At 71.9% G+C, this 14,780-nt stretch carries 16 protein-coding genes; 11 read left to right on the forward strand and 5 right to left on the reverse strand.

The window, feature by feature from the left end; translation table 11 throughout:
• Positions 1 to 66 precede the first annotated feature (66 nt).
• The gene (locus tag ABTZ99_RS13510) at positions 67 to 621 is read left to right on the forward strand and encodes a hypothetical protein (RefSeq protein ID WP_499611232.1); all 555 of its coding nucleotides are present in this window, start codon (positions 67 to 69) and stop codon (positions 619 to 621) included.
• A gap of 87 nt (positions 622 to 708) precedes the next feature.
• Positions 709 to 933, forward strand: a complete 225-nt coding sequence (locus ABTZ99_RS13515) for a hypothetical protein (RefSeq protein ID WP_499611235.1) — start codon at positions 709 to 711, stop codon at positions 931 to 933.
• A 65-nt stretch (positions 934 to 998) separates the two neighbouring features.
• Here ABTZ99_RS13515 and ABTZ99_RS13520 read toward each other — a convergent pair whose 3' ends face one another.
• From ABTZ99_RS13520 to ABTZ99_RS13535, 4 genes are all read right to left on the reverse strand, one after another.
• Positions 999 to 1,250: a hypothetical protein gene (locus ABTZ99_RS13520; RefSeq protein ID WP_499611237.1), complete on the reverse strand. Its 252-nt coding sequence runs from the start codon at positions 1,248 to 1,250 to the stop codon at positions 999 to 1,001.
• A 179-nt stretch (positions 1,251 to 1,429) separates the two neighbouring features.
• Positions 1,430 to 2,620 (reverse strand): helix-turn-helix domain-containing protein, encoded by a 1,191-nt coding sequence (locus tag ABTZ99_RS13525; protein WP_499611239.1) that lies wholly within the window; start codon positions 2,618 to 2,620, stop codon positions 1,430 to 1,432.
• A gap of 126 nt (positions 2,621 to 2,746) precedes the next feature.
• Entirely contained in the window at positions 2,747 to 3,022 is a 276-nt protein-coding gene (locus tag ABTZ99_RS13530; RefSeq protein WP_499611241.1) for a hypothetical protein, read from the reverse strand.
• A 238-nt stretch (positions 3,023 to 3,260) separates the two neighbouring features.
• Entirely contained in the window at positions 3,261 to 4,457 is a 1,197-nt protein-coding gene (locus ABTZ99_RS13535; RefSeq protein ID WP_499611243.1) for a site-specific integrase, read from the reverse strand.
• Positions 4,458 to 4,624: 167 nt separating this feature from the next.
• Between ABTZ99_RS13535 and ABTZ99_RS13540 the strand changes: the two genes are divergently transcribed.
• From ABTZ99_RS13540 to ABTZ99_RS13570, 7 genes are all read left to right on the forward strand, one after another.
• Complete coding sequence (locus tag ABTZ99_RS13540) at positions 4,625 to 5,182, forward strand: prepilin peptidase (RefSeq protein ID WP_499611245.1); 558 nt, start codon at positions 4,625 to 4,627, stop codon at positions 5,180 to 5,182.
• Between the two features lie 667 nt (positions 5,183 to 5,849).
• Complete coding sequence (aroC, locus tag ABTZ99_RS13545) at positions 5,850 to 7,049, forward strand: chorismate synthase (protein WP_498779873.1); 1,200 nt, start codon at positions 5,850 to 5,852, stop codon at positions 7,047 to 7,049.
• Entirely contained in the window at positions 7,046 to 7,564 is a 519-nt protein-coding gene (locus ABTZ99_RS13550; protein ID WP_498779872.1) for a shikimate kinase, read from the forward strand. Before aroC ends, ABTZ99_RS13550 begins: the two co-directional genes overlap by 4 nt.
• Positions 7,565 to 8,593 (forward strand): DNA glycosylase AlkZ-like family protein, encoded by a 1,029-nt coding sequence (locus ABTZ99_RS13555; protein WP_499611248.1) that lies wholly within the window; start codon positions 7,565 to 7,567, stop codon positions 8,591 to 8,593.
• Positions 8,594 to 8,612: 19 nt separating this feature from the next.
• Positions 8,613 to 9,719 (forward strand): 3-dehydroquinate synthase, encoded by a 1,107-nt coding sequence (gene aroB, locus ABTZ99_RS13560; protein WP_498779869.1) that lies wholly within the window; start codon positions 8,613 to 8,615, stop codon positions 9,717 to 9,719.
• Positions 9,720 to 10,399: 680 nt separating this feature from the next.
• The gene (locus ABTZ99_RS13565) at positions 10,400 to 10,792 is read left to right on the forward strand and encodes a VOC family protein (RefSeq protein ID WP_498779867.1); all 393 of its coding nucleotides are present in this window, start codon (positions 10,400 to 10,402) and stop codon (positions 10,790 to 10,792) included.
• Positions 10,793 to 10,891: 99 nt separating this feature from the next.
• A complete protein-coding gene (locus tag ABTZ99_RS13570; RefSeq protein WP_499611252.1) occupies positions 10,892 to 12,427 on the forward strand; it encodes a glycoside hydrolase family protein in 1,536 nt (511 codons plus the stop codon).
• A gap of 52 nt (positions 12,428 to 12,479) precedes the next feature.
• On the opposite strand, the gene ABTZ99_RS13575 is transcribed toward ABTZ99_RS13570, so the two are convergent.
• Positions 12,480 to 12,899 (reverse strand): B-4DMT family transporter, encoded by a 420-nt coding sequence (locus tag ABTZ99_RS13575; protein WP_498779863.1) that lies wholly within the window; start codon positions 12,897 to 12,899, stop codon positions 12,480 to 12,482.
• Positions 12,900 to 13,043: 144 nt separating this feature from the next.
• Here ABTZ99_RS13575 and ABTZ99_RS13580 point away from each other — a divergent pair, with 144 nt between their 5' ends.
• Complete coding sequence (locus ABTZ99_RS13580; RefSeq protein WP_498779861.1) at positions 13,044 to 14,138, forward strand: M24 family metallopeptidase; 1,095 nt, start codon at positions 13,044 to 13,046, stop codon at positions 14,136 to 14,138.
• Positions 14,139 to 14,215: 77 nt separating this feature from the next.
• On the forward strand, positions 14,216 to 14,779 hold the full coding sequence (efp, locus tag ABTZ99_RS13585; protein WP_498779860.1) for an elongation factor P: 564 nt from the start codon (positions 14,216 to 14,218) through the stop codon (positions 14,777 to 14,779).
• The last annotated feature ends 1 nt before the right edge of the window (position 14,780 follow it).

Consider the following 14,780-nt stretch of genomic DNA (forward strand, 5'->3'; position numbering starts at 1 on the left):
CAGCGGGCGACGCACGCTGGCGCCTGTGCCCAGCCGTGATCATTGGCGATAAGGCACGCTAGCGCGATGTCGTGGACCACCAACGCCCCCGTCATCAGTGCCATGGCCGGCTCTGTCTCCGCGGTCGCTGCTGCCTTCTCTGCGAGAGCGGCCTTGCGTACGGCTCGCAAGACAAGTGCCACTGCCGATGCCGCAACCCGCGCGCTCGCCCTCGCACTACGACCGATCTTCAACGTCGAGATCATCCCGCAGCACGCAGAGGCAGCCGTGAACAAGATCCTGCTTCACAACGGATCACAGTTCGCGGCGGTCGACGTGATGGTGGAAGTACGCACAGCCCCACAGCAACTGCGGCAGGCGATCAACATTCCGAGGGTGGCGCCACGCCCCGTTAACGCGCTGCAAGCGACGGTTGAGGTGCCTGTCGAGCTGCCTCTCCTGCGCGAGCGAGGCGATCAGCACGACCTCACTGTGACTGTCCGGTTCAACGACGAGCAGGGTTTGGAGAGGTGGGAGCAGCAGTACCGCCTGGTACGGACGCTGGACGACCCGAACAGCGCAACCTACACGTGCTCGACTCGAACTTCTGGCGGTGAGGTCGTGGCTTACAAGCGAACCTGACTAGCCGAGGTCGCCCGTCGACGGCTGGTCTGCCGTGGCGTCCTGAGACCCGGCCGAGTGGCGGTGATTGCCGTAGGTTCACCCGGCATGGATGAGCGCTACCACGTCACCGAGGGCATCGCCGAGCCGCTGCGTACGAAGCTCGAAGTCGCGCTTCGGGAGTTGGAGCACCTTCGGGACCGCGGGCATGAAGCCGAGCAGTACCCCGATGAGAAGACGTACGCGATCACGCCGATGGAAGTGTGGGAGCACGCGAACGATGGCGCGAAGGCACTGATCAACGCCATCGCGTTGATCAACCCGAAGGGCTAGCTCTCAAGGTTGGGCAGACCGCGCAGGCGCGCCTCTGGTGAGCCGGAGTGAGGAGAACGGGAACCTCACTCCGGCTCACCGTCGCGTACATCTGGGACGAATGTCCGCCACGCGACCTGACCGCGAATCCGGGCGATCGTGTCCAGCACGAGGTCGTGGCAGCCTTGGCCGGCCTCGATCACCACCTGGTTCATGAAGGAGTTGGCGCCGTCGAGGTCGTCAGCGGCCAGGTAGGACTCGACCTCCGCCACACAGCGCCGGAGGTAGCCCCACAGTTGCGACACCTGCTCCTCAGTCAGGGTGATGCGGAAGCTCACCGCGTGCCCCCGGTGCGCTCGCGGACCACCAGGGCGCACAGCCACACGACCGCGCCGAGTGCGACGGTGCCCAGGATGACGACGACGAGCCAGTTCATGCCTGGACGCTACGAAAACGCAGGTCAAGCCGGGTACTACGCCGCGTGGTACTACCCGACCGAACTACCGTCGGGTAGTACCTAGGCGGCGGTGACTCCGAGGCGCCGCGCGAGGCTGCGCAGAGTCGAGTCGTGGTCGCGACGCACCAGTTCGGCCGCGACCTGGCGGGGCAACGTCTGATACTTGATCCACGCCGGTGCCATCTGCTCGACGGTCAGCAGCGCGTCACGTGCCTGCCGGACCTTGCCCATCTGCGCCAACGCGAAAGCCACGTCGGTGGTGTGCCGCGCACGTGCGGCCAGGGGCAGGGCGGCGTCTCGTGGCATGGCCTTGGCGGCTTCGACCGCGGCCGGGTACTCCTCGGTCACCACGGCGACGTCGACGCGTTGCATGGTGACCTGTGCCGACCCGAACGGGCTTTCGTAGTCGGTGCGGTCGGTGCCGTTCCGTGCGGCCATCAGCGCGGCTTCGTCCAGTAGGTCGCGGGCGCGGTCGGCGTTTCCGTCCCGGCCTGCCGATGTGGCCCCGGAGATGAGCAGCGACCCGTACACCGACAGGTGTTCGACTGGCGCGGCGCCGACTGGCTGGATCGCCTCTGCGGCCTTGACCGCCACTCGCTCGGCTTCGTGGTAGCGGCCCTGGACCAGCAGTTGCCACGACACGGACCCTCGCAGCACCGCGTCGAGCAGCGCGTCGGAGCCTCCCTGTGCCGCGTCGAGCGCGTGCCGGATAGCGAGCCACGCGGCCTCTTGCTGCCCGAGGTGGACCAGCGAGCACGCCGTCAACCAGTAGCCGCGCGCCAGCAGCTCGAGCGCGCTGGCCTGTTCACCGGCTGTTGCTGTGTGCGCGGTCGCGCGGAGCTGCGGCAGCGCCGAGGGCAGCAGGGTGGTCAACGTGTCGTATCGGCCGGACCAGTACAGGCCCCAGCCGTACTCGACCAGCCTGCGGGCCTCGCGCCGGTCGACCGGTTCGCCGTCGAGCACGGGTTCGCCGAGCAGGTCGTCCACCGGGGTCAGCGCGCGGCGGATCGCCATGACGCCGGTGTCCGGGGCACCCGGCATGTTCGTGGTCTTGCCCAGCAGCGTCCCGGCGTCGGTGTCCAGTGCGCGGGCGAGCTTGTGCAAGGTCGTGATGGACGCGGTGAGCCGCTGGTCCTGTTCGAGTGCCCGGATCAGCGAGAGGGACACGCCGGACTGCTCGGCGAGCTCCCGCTGGGTCATGGTGTTGCCGCGCAACCGCTTGATGCGCGCGCCAATGGTCAAGTCGTCCATGGTGCCGCCTTCGCCGAGGTTCTTCGCCGACGCCCCCGGCCCGTCGACCGGGGGCTACTACCTCGGCGAAGAGGTGCCACCAGGGTAGCCACCCCGCCTACTGCTGTGGGGAGGGTCGAGGGTCGGTTAGACGTCCGGGCCAGCCAGCTGGCGTGACGCAAACACCACGTGTACCGCAACGCCACCCGCCGGACTTCGGGGGCCGACAGCTTTCACCCTGTAGCGGGTCGTCCGAGGCCCGTTCTGCAGTATCAGGAAGTCACCGCGCTCCGGCGGCGTGCCGGTGAACGTCCAGCACAGGAGCATGCCGGACTGCCGGTCGATCGGGTCATAGTCGTAGTCCACGGCGGTCCAGTCATGGGTCACCGATGCTCGCTTGATCTTGCGTCTGAACCACGCCACCTTGACCACCATTCGTCGTGTGCAGTGAGCCGTAAGGTTCGCCTCCGTCGCCTCGGCAATCAAGGCATCCGCGCCGCTGCGCGGGCCTGTGCGGGCCTAAACCGACATGGTCGGCACACCTCCGCACAGACGCTCTACGGCCCGTACAGCGCAGCTCAGGGCGCGCTGTACGGGCCGTAGACGGCTCAGCACGAGGGGCTGAGGGGTCGGCACACCCCGTGCGGAGCCTGTGCGGACCTCACGCGGTGCGCTTGGCCGGGTTGACGGCCGCGTCCAGCGCCGCCGCAGCCTCCGGGTTCGCCTGCCCGCGGCCGAAGTAGGTGTTCTGGGTCATCGACACCTGAGCGTGCCCGAGCACGTCGGCGACCTTGCGCGCGGACTGACCCGCACCGTCGAGGATCGTCGCCACCGTCTTGCGTGCCCGGTGCGTGGTGAAGTCCGGATAGCCGATGCGGTCACGCAGCCTCTGGACCATACGCAGCGTCGCGTTCGGGTTGCGGTAGCCACGCTGGCCGGGGAACACCGGTGCCGCGCCCACCCCGACGCTCGCCTGCTGGCGCTCGGTCAACAGGCGGTGCAGGAACCCCGGCAAGGTCACCAGCCGGCGCGCGTTGAACGTCTTGCCGTCGTGACGGATGACCCCCTTACCGGCGACCGACACGGCGTTGCCGGTGACAGCGAGCGAGCGCGGCGGGATGGTCAGACCGTCGACGACGACCGGCTCATCGGTGAGGTTGACGTCGCACCAGCGCATCCCCAGCGCCTCGCCGATGCGGCAACCACTGCCGAACAGGAACCTGACCAGGTCACCCAGATCTGTGCGCTGCGCGATGCGGTCCGCGTCCAGCTTGGCCATGAAGTCGAGCAGCTGTTCCGCCGTGAGGGCGACCGGCCTGTTCTTGGCGTCGCCGGTGATGCGGCTCATGTCACGGGCCGGGTTCCGGTCGAGAGCGTCGGTGCGCACGGCGAGCTGGAACGTGCCGGTCAGGATGGCCCGTAGGACACGCTTGGTTGCCGGGGCTAGGTGGTCCTGCGCTTCGAGGAACTCGTCAAGCCGACCAGGGGTGCACTCGCGTAGCCGCAGCTTCCCGAGCGCAGGCAGGACGGTGTGGTGCAGGTGCTTGCGGTACGTGTCGTAGGTCGTGCCCTTGTTCCGGGCCCGCACCTGGTCGAGCCACGTCAGGGCGAGTTGTTCGAACCGGGCATCGCCGGTGAGGGCGCCTACCGATCGGACCTTCCGGTCACGCAGGGCCGACTTCAGCTCGGCGGTGGCCTTGGCGCTGCTGGCACCACGGCGCTCGACCTTGCGGGTGACGCCGTCGTGGTCGCGGACCCTGGCGCTGGCTTTCCAGACCTCCGGCTTGACACCCTCGGCGCTCTCCCGGCTGGTTGCGATCTTTCCGTGGGTGCCGATCGGCAGTGGTGGACGTGCCATCGCAGGGTCTCCGCTCAGCGTTTCCGGTGGGTAAGCGGTGGATCGACGCCGATACGCCGCCTATCCATACCGCCTGAGCAGCAACGATACCGTCTTACGCGCGTGAATGGACCATTCACCCGCACTTCTCGTTGCGCCCCCGCCATCCCGGTGACCACGCTGGACCCATGGTCATCTCCGGATTCCTGGCCGGCGCCGCGGGCGCCGGGTTGCTGCGCCACCTCCCGCGCGGGGCGCACGTCGGTCTGCTGTGGTGCGCCGTGCCGACGGCCGTGTTGTGGTTCGTGGCCTGGGCGTTGGCCCCGCCGCACTGGCTGCCCGTGCCGCTGCTGGTGGCGTGGCTCGGCGTGCTGCTGACCGTGACCGACCTGCGCCACCGCCGCCTGCCGGACGCGTTGACGCTGCCCGCGTACCCGGCGATCGGCGTCACGCTGTGGTTGTGCGGGGCGGACCTGTGGCGGGCGCTGGCGGGCTGCCTGCTGTTCGGCGGCTTCCACCTCCTGGTCCGCCTGCTGGCGCCGTCGGCGATGGGCGGGGGAGACGTGAAGCTGGCGGGCTCGCTGGGCGCCGTGCTGGCCTCGGTGTCGTGGCTCGCCCTACCGGTCGGTGCCCTGCTGGCGAGCGCGCTCACCCTCACCTTGGGCCTGAGATGGCCCCACGACAACCTCCCCCACGGCCCCGGCCTCTTGGCGGCGACGTGGCTGGTCGCAGTCTCCGCCGGCTAACCCCCCACCTCGTGCCGCCGCGTCCACAGCCCACCGCACTCACATCCGCACTCTCGCCCGCATTCACAACCGCGCCCACCAACCTCGCCCGCGCCCACCAACCTCGCCCGCGCCCACCAACCTCGCCCGCGCCCACCAACCTCGCCCGCGCCCACCAACCTTGCCCGTGCCCAACCTTGCCCGTGCCCAACCTTGCCCGCGCCCAACCTTGCCCGCGCCCAACCTTGCCCGCGCCCAACCTTGCCCGCGCCCAACCTCGCCCGCGCCCGGCCTTGCGCGCTCACCCTGGCCGCCCGTCCGGGCGTGCCCGCCCTGCCGACCCGGCCCGCCCACCGACTGGGCCCTCTGCCGCCCCAGTCCTCCGCCCTCCCCCCAGACCGCCCCTCCCAGACCGCCCCTCCCAGACCGCCCCTCCCAGACCGCCCCTCCCAGACCGCCCCTCCCGGGCCGGCCCCCCGGACCGGAACGCCGCCGACCCCTGGACCGGAACGCCGCCGACCCCTGGACCGGAGTGCCACCGACCCCCGACCGGAGCGCTCCGCCCCACCGGCGCGACCGACCGAGGCGTCCCGCGAGGCGTTCCCCTGGGCGTCCACCTGTCGGGACCGCGGAGACCTGCCCTGACCTGCGCCCAGGCCCCTGCCCCCACTGTGGAAGGATTCGCGGCGTGCTGCGCTGGATCACCGCTGGGGAGTCCCATGGACCGGCCCTCGTCGCCGTGCTGGAAGGCATGGTCGCCGGGGTCGAGGTCACCACTGCCGACCTGACCGCTCAACTCGAGCGCCGCCGCCTCGGCTTCGGCCGGAGCCCGCGCATGGGCTTCGAGGCGGACGAGGTCGAGATCCTCGGCGGTGTCCGCCACGGCCTCACCCAGGGCGGCCCGGTCGCGGTCCGGATCGGGAACACCGAGTGGCCCAAGTGGCAGAAGGTGATGTCCGCCGACCCGGTCGACCCGTCCGAGCTCAAGCCGACCGGCCGCAACGAGGCGCTGACCAGGCCACGCCCCGGCCACGCCGACCTGCCCGGCATGCAGAAGTTCGGCTTCGACGAGGCCCGCCCCGTGCTGGAACGCGCCAGCGCCCGGGAGACCGCGGCCCGCACCGCGCTCGGCACGGTCGCCCGCCACTTCCTCAAGCAGGTCTTCGACGCGGACGTGATCAGCCACGTCGTCTCCATCGGCAAGGCCAAGACGCCCGCCGACGCGCCCGTGCCCGGCCCGGACGACCTGGCCGCCGTCGACGCGAGCCCCGTGCGGGCCTTCGACGCACGGGGCACCGAGGCGATGGTGGCCGAGGTCGAGGCGGTGAAGGAGGCGGGTGACACGGTCGGCGGCGTGATCGAGGTCATCGCCTACGGCCTGCCGCCGGGCCTCGGCTCGCACGTCCACTGGGACCGGCGCCTCGACGCGCGGCTGGCCGGCGCGCTGATGGGTGTGCAGGCGATGAAGGGCGTCGAGATCGGCGACGGCTTCACCACCGCCGAGCGCTGGGGCAGCGAGGCGCACGACGAGATCGACCGCGGCCCGGGCCCGAAGGGCGTCACGCGCCGCTCCAACCGGGCGGGCGGCCTGGAGGGCGGCATCACCAACGGCGAGCCGCTGCGCGTCCGCGTCGCCATGAAGCCGATCTCCACGGTGCCCCGTGCGCTGTCCACTGTGGACGTACGAACCGGAGAGCCCGCGGTGGCGATCCACCAGCGCTCGGACGTGTGCGCGGTGCCGCGCGCGGGCGTGGTGCTGGAGTCCGTGGTGGCGCTCGTGCTGGCCGAGGCGGCGCTGGAGAAGTTCGGCGGCGACTCGATCGCCGAGACCAAGCGCAACGTCGCCTCCTACCTGGAAGCGCTGGAAGCCCGCTGGGAGGGTCTGTGAGCCCTCGATTCGTCGTCCTCGGCCCACCCGGAGCCGGAAAGACGACGGTCGGCCTGCTGCTCGCCGAACGCCTCGGCGTCGCCTTCCGCGACACCGACGACGACATCGTCGCCACCGCCGGCAAGCCGATCTCCGACATCTTCACCGACGACGGCGAACCCGCGTTCCGCACGATGGAGGAAGAAGCCGTCGCCGAGGGCCTCAAGACCCACGACGGCGTGCTGGCGCTCGGCGGCGGCGCGGTGCTGTCCGCGACCACCCGCGGCCGGCTCGCCGGGCACACCGTGGTCTTCCTCAACGTCGGCATGGCCGAGGGCGTGCGGCGCACCGGCATGTCCAGCGCCCGGCCGCTGCTCGCGGGCGTGAACCCGCGTGCGACCTTCAAGTCCCTGCTGGACGCTCGCCTGCCGCTGTACCGGGAAGTCGCCACGATCGAGGTGACCACCGACGACCTCACCCCGGAGCAGGTGGTGGACGCGGTGCTCCGCCCGACGGAGCCGGCGCAAGGGACCTGAGTGGACCTGACCGGGGCCCAGGTCCTCGCGCACCGCGCCGCGGTGCAGGGCCTGCACGGCGACGACCCCGACGCGGTGCTGCCGCTGGGCGTGGTGGACAGCCCGCCCAAGACGGGCGCGGCGGCGCTGGGCGTGCGAGGTCGCCGCGAACCCACCGACGACCTGGTCCGCGTGCTGAGCCTGCGCGGCGCGCCCCACCTGCACCGCCGCGAGGACCTGCCCGCGCTGCGCCGCCAACTCCGGCCGCGCACGCCGCGGCAGCTGGCGGCCTGGTGCGGCGCGCACCCGACGCCCGACCTGGAGCACGTCGACCTGGTCGTCGACCTCCTGCACCGCGAGTTCCCCGGCGAGACGGCCACCAAGGGCGAGCTGTCCGCGGCGATCAGCCCGCTGCTGCCCGCCGCCGTCACCCCGCACTGCCCGACCTGCCGGGTCGACCACGTCATCGAGAACGTCTTCCGCCTCGCCACCCTCCTCGCGGGCATCGAGCTGGACCACCTCGGCAAGCAGCTCGTCTTCCGCCGCCCGACCGCGAAACCGGACGTCGACGAGCCCGGCGAACCGACCCTGCTGCGCGACTACGCCCGGCTCGTCGGCCCGTTCGCCAAGGCCGACGCCGAGAAGTGGCTCGGCGCGGGCCCGCGGGACAGCTGGCCCGACCTGCGCCCGGTCCGGGTGGACGGCACGCGGCTGCTCGCGCACGAGGACGTCGCCGAAGCGCCCGACCCGCCCGCCGGCCTGCTGCTGTTCCCGCGCGACCCCTACCTGCTCGGCCCGCGTCACCTGGTCGCCGACCCGGACGTGGCCAAGCGGGTCTGGCGGCCCGTCGGCAGCCCCGGCGCGCTCGTGCTGCACGGCCGGGTGACGGGCGCGTGGCGGCACGAGTTCCGCGGCCGCACGGTGACGTTCCAGGTCACCGGCTGGTCGCAGGTCAGGGGCACGGCGCGGCGTGCGGTCAAGGACCAGGCCGAGGTGCTCGCCGGGGTGTGGGGCGGGAACGCGCTGGGCGCGGACGTGGTCGAATGGTGACCCGACGAGGGGAGTGGTGATGGGCGAGCCGGTGCGGATCCGCGTGGCCGCGGAACGACCGTACGACGTGGTGGTGGGCCGCGGCCTGCTCGGCGACCTGGTCGAGACCCTGAAGGGCACGGCCAAGGCGGCGATCGTCCACACACCGACGTTGGCCGAGACCGCCGAGGCGGTCCGCGGCGAGCTGGAGGCGGCCGGGATCGACGCGCACCGCGTCGAGGTCCCCGACGCCGAGGACGGCAAGGACCTGCGGGTCGCCGGGTACTGCTGGGACGTGTTCGGCCGCATCGGCCTCGGTCGCACGGACGTCGTGGTCGGCCTCGGCGGCGGCGCGGTGACCGACCTGGCCGGGTTCGTCGCCTCCACCTGGATGCGCGGGGTGAAGCTGGTCCACGTGCCCACCACGTTGCTGGCCATGGTGGACGCGGCGGTCGGCGGCAAGACCGGCATCAACACCGACGCCGGCAAGAACCTCGTCGGCACGTTCTACGAGCCGGACGCCGTGATGGTCGACCTGACCACGCTGGAGACATTGCCCCGCAACGAACTCGTCGCGGGCATGGCCGAGGTGGTCAAGGGCGGTTTCATCGCCGACCCGGTGATCCTCGACCTGATCGAGGCCGACCCGGAGGCCGCGCTCGACCCGGCAGGCGACGTGATCGAGGAGCTGGTCCGGCGCAAGATCCAGGTCAAGGCCGACGTCGTGTCGACCGACCTGCGCGAATCGGACCTGCGCGAGATCCTGAACTACGGCCACACCCTGGCGCACGCCATCGAACGCCGCGAACGCTACCGCTGGCGGCACGGCGCGGCGGTCAGCGTCGGCCTGGTGTTCGCCGCCGAACTGGCCCGCCTGGCCGGCCGGCTGGACGACACCACCGCCAACCGCCACCGCTCGATCCTCACCTCGCTGGGCCTGCCGACCGGCTACGACCCGGATGCGCTGGGCCAGCTCCTGGAGGGCATGAGGTCGGACAAGAAGACCCGCTCGGGCGTGCTGCGGTTCGTGGTGCTCGACGGCCTGGCCAAGCCCGGCCGGCTGGAGGGCCCGGACCCGGCGCTCATCGCGGCTGCCTACTCCGCAGTCGCGTCCGAGCCGAAGTCGGGCGGCAGCATCCTCCTCTGACCCCGCAAACGTCCCACCCCGCGCCGACGCACGCTCCCGTGCGCCAGCCCGCCGCGCATCCCACGCACAACCGACACGCACACCCGCGCCCAACCGACCCCGGCGCACACCGACGCGCACATCCCCCGCGCCAGCCTGCCGCAGCCCCAAGGGCCCGGCAGGCCGCCGCACACCCACGCGTGCGCGTCGGTTGTGCTCAGGCGACGCGAACCCCCTCCGCATCAAGCCGCCGCACACCCACGCGTCCCCGCGCGTCACGCGACGCGACATCCCTGGGCGCCGAGCGCCGCAGACCGCCCCCAAGCCGCCGCAGACCCGGAGGCCAAGCCGACCCGGCCAGCCGCCGACCCGGCCAGCCGCCGACCCGGCCAGCCGCCGACCCGGCCAGCCGCCGACCCGGCCAGCCCGAGCCAAGCGACTGAAGTCACCCGAGCGCCAAGCCACCGCAGCCACCCCGAGCCAAGCCACCGCGGCCACTGGCCAACGCAGTCACCCGTGAGCGAAGCCCGCCGCAGTGACCCGTCAGCCAAGCCACCGCAGACACAGGGGGCCGGGCGCCACACCTTCTTTTTTCCGGCAACAAATCCGGCGTTACCGTTCATCCCCGAAGCCGGTGCCACTTTCGGGTGATCATCGGGGGTCGAGGGCGTTAGCGGGCTGAACGAGGGTGAGGAGGCCGGATGACGGCGGGGCACCTGCACCACGTCGAGCTGTGGGTGCCGGACCTGGCCCGTGCCGAGCACAGCATCGGCTGGCTGCTCGGCGAGCTGGGCTGGGTCGAGTACCAGCGCTGGCCGGCCGGGGTGAGCTGGCGGCTCGGCCCGACCTACCTCGTGGTCGAGCGCTCGCCCGCGCTGGAGACGCACCACCGGCTCGGCACGGGGCTGAACCACTTGGCGTTCCACGTCGGCGGCCGGGTGGAGGTCGATCGGTTGGCGGCCGAGGCGACCGGGCACGGGTGGTCGCCGTTGTTCGCGGACAAATACCCCCACGCGGGTGGTCCCGATCACTACGCAGCCTATCTGGAGAACACAGACGGCTTCGAAGTGGAGCTCGTGGCCTCTTCCGGTTGACACTCGACAGACGTAGTCGATCTCTACACTGAACGGAACCGGGTGCGCCGCCGTCATCCCGGTGTCCGAACGCCGGCAGAAGTGGAGATCGGCCCCGCCATGTCCAGGTCCGATGCGGGAGCGGTGAGGCTCCTCGGGTCCGCGATGACCGTCGTGCTGGTGACGGCCTGCGCCCCGAGCGCCGCCGACCCGGCGTCGGCACCCGCCCCGAGCAGCGCCACGCCCACGTCCAGCCCGGCGCCGCCCAGCACCAGCACCAGCACGACCGAGGCCAAGCCGGTGCCGCTGGCCGCCGACCGGGGCAGGCAGAGCGGTGGCGTGGTCGCGCACGGCGGCGACGCGCCGTACAACTACGGCCCGACGATCCTGCTGGAGGGCGGCCGGCACCGCATGTGGTGGTGCAGCCAGCTCATGGTCGCCGCACCACCCGGCGACGACCTGCTCTACGCGGAGAGCGCCTCGGCGGCCGGCCCCTTCGCCGCGCCCAACGGCACGCCGGCCATGCCGGTGCTGTCCGGCAGCGTCACCGGCTTCGACGGCGTGCACACCTGCGACCCGTCGGTGATCAGGCTCGGCGGCACCTACTACCTCTACTACACGGGCGCGGCCGGCGACCACGCCAACGGCAACGCGATCGGGGTCGCCACCAGCCCGGACGGCATCTCGTGGACGCGCGCGGCCGGCGGCAAGCCGATCGTGAGCCCGTCCTACGACACGGTCAGGGACAACACCTACGGCGCGGGCCAACCGTCGGTGCTGGTCGTCGACGGCTGGTTCCACCTCATGTTCACCGACACCACCGGCGAGGCCGCCGGGTGGAACGGCGCGGGCCAGTTCGTGCTGCGGTCCAAGGACCCGACGTTCGCCTCCGGCGTGCAGGCGCTCGGGCCGGCCGGCTTCCAGCAGGTGCCCGACACGCGCTCGAAGCGGACCCGCTCGGTGGTCGACGCGTTCAGCGCCGACTGGATGTACGTCGCCGCGCTGCGCGCGTTCGTCATCGCCCACGAGACCGAGCACGGCACGTCGTTGACGTTCTGGAACAAGGAGTTCACCGCGAACCCGCACCCCCAGGTGCACATCCCGGGCCCTTGGCGGGAAGGCCCCGGCCTGGTCCGCACGCCCCTCGGGCACGCGCCGGTGACCGCGGACGACCCGTGCGGCCGGATCGCGGTGGACGTGGTCCGCGCGACCCTGGACGGCGCGGCGGCCGCGCCGACCGACCTCAGCCAGTTCGGGCTCGACCTGGCGAACGTGCCGGGCTGCGCGGACGAGGACTCGGCGGCGTTGCTGCGCGGTTACGCCGTGCCGTCACCCGCGAACACCACCGACCTCGTGCTGGACGGCGAGGTGGTGCGGCTGGAGCGCCGTTCGGTGACCGACCGGCTCGCCACCAGGGTGCTCGACCGCCGTCCGCCGGTCGTGGACGACCTGCCCGTCGCGGCGGAGATCCCGGCCGGCGCGAAGGCGGTGCGCGCGCCCGACGGCCGGATCGGGCTGCTGGTGAAGGACCGGCTGTGGGCGCTGGGCGCGGGCGAGGCCGCGATCGAGATCGTCACGCTGAACTCGTCGCAGCTCACGTCGGTCACGAAGAAGGAGTGGGAGTCGTACGAGAAGGCGGGCGAACTGCGCCGCTGACGCCGTTCGCCGGACCGGCCCGCCCGCGAGCGGTGAGACCCACCGCCGGGACCTAGTGCGACCCGTCGGCCTGCCGCGACCCGTCCGGCTGGGGGAGGGCGTTGCCGATGCCCATCCCGACCGCCGCCGTCGCCATGACCAGCAACGCGGTGAACGCCGCGCCGCCCGTCAGCGCCGGCCCGAGCGACTCGAGCCCCGTCTGGTCCACCAGCGACCGCCCGGCCACCCCGGCGATCCCGGCCAGCGGCCCGGCCACCAGCGCCGCGGCGAACCACACCATGCCGCGCCCTTCGAGCTGCCGCCAGGCGTCCAACGCGCCCCACAGCACGCCGATCACGACCACGAGCCCGATCGCGATGTACCGGATGGACGCGGCGGCCTCGGGGCTGTGCACGCTCACGGCCGAGGTGCCGGTCTGCACCCCGCCGTGGAACAGACCCAGCCAGAACCCTCGGACCAGCCACGCGCGCATGCGCCCCACCCTAAGTCGGACCGACGGCCCGTCATAGCCCCCACCAGGCACGCACTGTCCGTCACGCGACTGTCGCACGATTCAGCACGGTTCACCCGATCGAGTGGCACGGTGTGGTGGTCCACCGAGCCTTACGCTGCTGACATGCCGCACTCCACTCGCCGCGCCGCCCTGCGCGCCACGCTCCGGGACCGGGAGCTGGACGCGCTGCTGGTGACCAACCTGCTCAACGTCCGCTACCTCACCGGGTTCACCGGCTCGAACGCGGCGCTGCTCGTGCACGCCGACTCCGACGACGCGACGGTGTTCTGCACCGACGGCCGCTACCTCACCCAGGCCGCCGCGCAGGTGCCGGACCTGGAGCGGGTCATCGACCGGCCGTGCGACGCGGTGCTGGTCGAGCGGGCGGCCCGGCAGAACGGGGCGCGGACGGGCCGGGTCGGCTTCGAGAGCCGCCACGTGACCGTGGACGGCCTGGACGTGCTCACGGACGCGGCCGACGGCACCGAGCTGGTGCCGGCGCCCGACCTGGTCGAACGACTGCGGCTGGTCAAGGACGACGCCGAGGTCGAGGCCCTGCGCATGGCGTGCGCGGCGGCCGACCGGGCGCTGGCCGGCCTCGTCGAGCACGGCGGCCTGCGGCCGGGCCGCAGCGAGAAGGAGGTCGCCCGCGAGCTGGAGAGCCGCATGCTCGACCACGGCGCGGCCGGGCGCGCGTTCGAGTCGATCGTGGCGACGGGCGCGAACTCGGCCGTGCCGCACCACCGGCCGACCGACGCCCTCGTCCGCGACGGCGACTTCGTGAAGCTCGACTTCGGCGCGCTGGTCGACGGCTACCACTCCGACATGACCCGCACCGTGGTCGTCGGCCGGGCCGCGGACTGGCAGCGCGAGCTGTACCAGCTGGTCGCGGCCTCGCAGGCGGCGGGCCGGGCCGCGCTGGCGGTCGGCACGCCCTACGCGGACGTCGACGCGGCGGCGCGCGGCGTGATCGAGGAGGCCGGGCACGGCGACGAGTTCCTGCACGGCCTCGGCCACGGCGTCGGCCTGCAGATCCACGAGGCTCCAGCGCTGTCGAAGGCGGGTGACGGTACACTTCTGCCCGGTATGGCGGTCACCGTCGAGCCCGGTGTGTACCTGGCCGGGAAGGGTGGTGTCCGCATCGAGGACACGCTCGTGGTGCGCGAAGGCGCCCCGGAGCTCCTCACCCTGACCACGAAGGAGCTCGTGGTCATCTGAAGTCGGATCGCCTGGAATCGGATTCGTCGGCCGAGCCGACGTCGTCCTCCACTCACGCAACAGGAGAGCCCACCACCGTGGCCACCACCAACGACCTGAAGAACGGCCTGGTGCTGAACCTCGACGGCCAGCTGTGGACCGTCACCGCGTTCCAGCACGTGAAGCCGGGCAAGGGCGGCGCCTTCGTGCGCACCACGTTGAAGCACGTCCTGTCCGGCAAGGTCGTGGACAAGACCTTCAACGCGGGCACCAAGGTCGAGACGGCCACCGTCGACAAGCGCGGCATGACCTACCTGTACAAGGACGGCGCCGACTTCGTCTTCATGGACGGCGACACCTACGACCAGATCAGCATCCCGGCCGAGACGGTCGGCGACGCGGCGAACTACATGCTGGAGAACCAGGAAGCCGTCGTCGCCATGCACGAGGGCGTCGCGCTCTACGTCGAGCTCCCGACCTCGGTCGAGCTCGTGATCCAGCACACCGACCCCGGCCTGCAGGGCGACCGCTCCACCGGCGGCACCAAGCCCGCCACGCTGGAGACCGGCGCGGAGATCCAGGTGCCGCTGTTCGTCACGACGGGCGAGAAGATCAAGGTCGACACCCGCGACGGCCGTTACCTGGGCCGAGTGAACGGCTGAG

The organism is Actinosynnema sp. NPDC002837 (assembly GCF_040295345.1).
GTDB lineage: Bacteria > Actinomycetota > Actinomycetes > Mycobacteriales > Pseudonocardiaceae > Actinosynnema.

Bases quoted from the DNA above. Each gene is read 5' to 3' on its own strand.
- ABTZ99_RS13510 (WP_499611232.1), top strand. From the start codon at position 67: ATGTCGTGGACCACCAACGCCCCCGTCATCAGTGCCATGGCCGGCTCT.
- ABTZ99_RS13515 (WP_499611235.1), top strand. From the start codon at position 709: ATGGATGAGCGCTACCACGTCACCGAGGGCATCGCCGAGCCGCTGCGT.
- ABTZ99_RS13525 (WP_499611239.1), bottom strand. From the start codon at position 2,620: ATGGACGACTTGACCATTGGCGCGCGCATCAAGCGGTTGCGCGGCAAC.
- ABTZ99_RS13535 (WP_499611243.1), bottom strand. From the start codon at position 4,457: ATGGCACGTCCACCACTGCCGATCGGCACCCACGGAAAGATCGCAACC.
- ABTZ99_RS13540 (WP_499611245.1), top strand. From the start codon at position 4,625: ATGGTCATCTCCGGATTCCTGGCCGGCGCCGCGGGCGCCGGGTTGCTG.
- aroB (WP_498779869.1), top strand. From the start codon at position 8,613: ATGGGCGAGCCGGTGCGGATCCGCGTGGCCGCGGAACGACCGTACGAC.
- ABTZ99_RS13565 (WP_498779867.1), top strand. From the start codon at position 10,400: ATGACGGCGGGGCACCTGCACCACGTCGAGCTGTGGGTGCCGGACCTG.
- ABTZ99_RS13570 (WP_499611252.1), top strand. From the start codon at position 10,892: ATGTCCAGGTCCGATGCGGGAGCGGTGAGGCTCCTCGGGTCCGCGATG.
- ABTZ99_RS13575 (WP_498779863.1), bottom strand. From the start codon at position 12,899: ATGCGCGCGTGGCTGGTCCGAGGGTTCTGGCTGGGTCTGTTCCACGGC.
- ABTZ99_RS13580 (WP_498779861.1), top strand. From the start codon at position 13,044: ATGCCGCACTCCACTCGCCGCGCCGCCCTGCGCGCCACGCTCCGGGAC.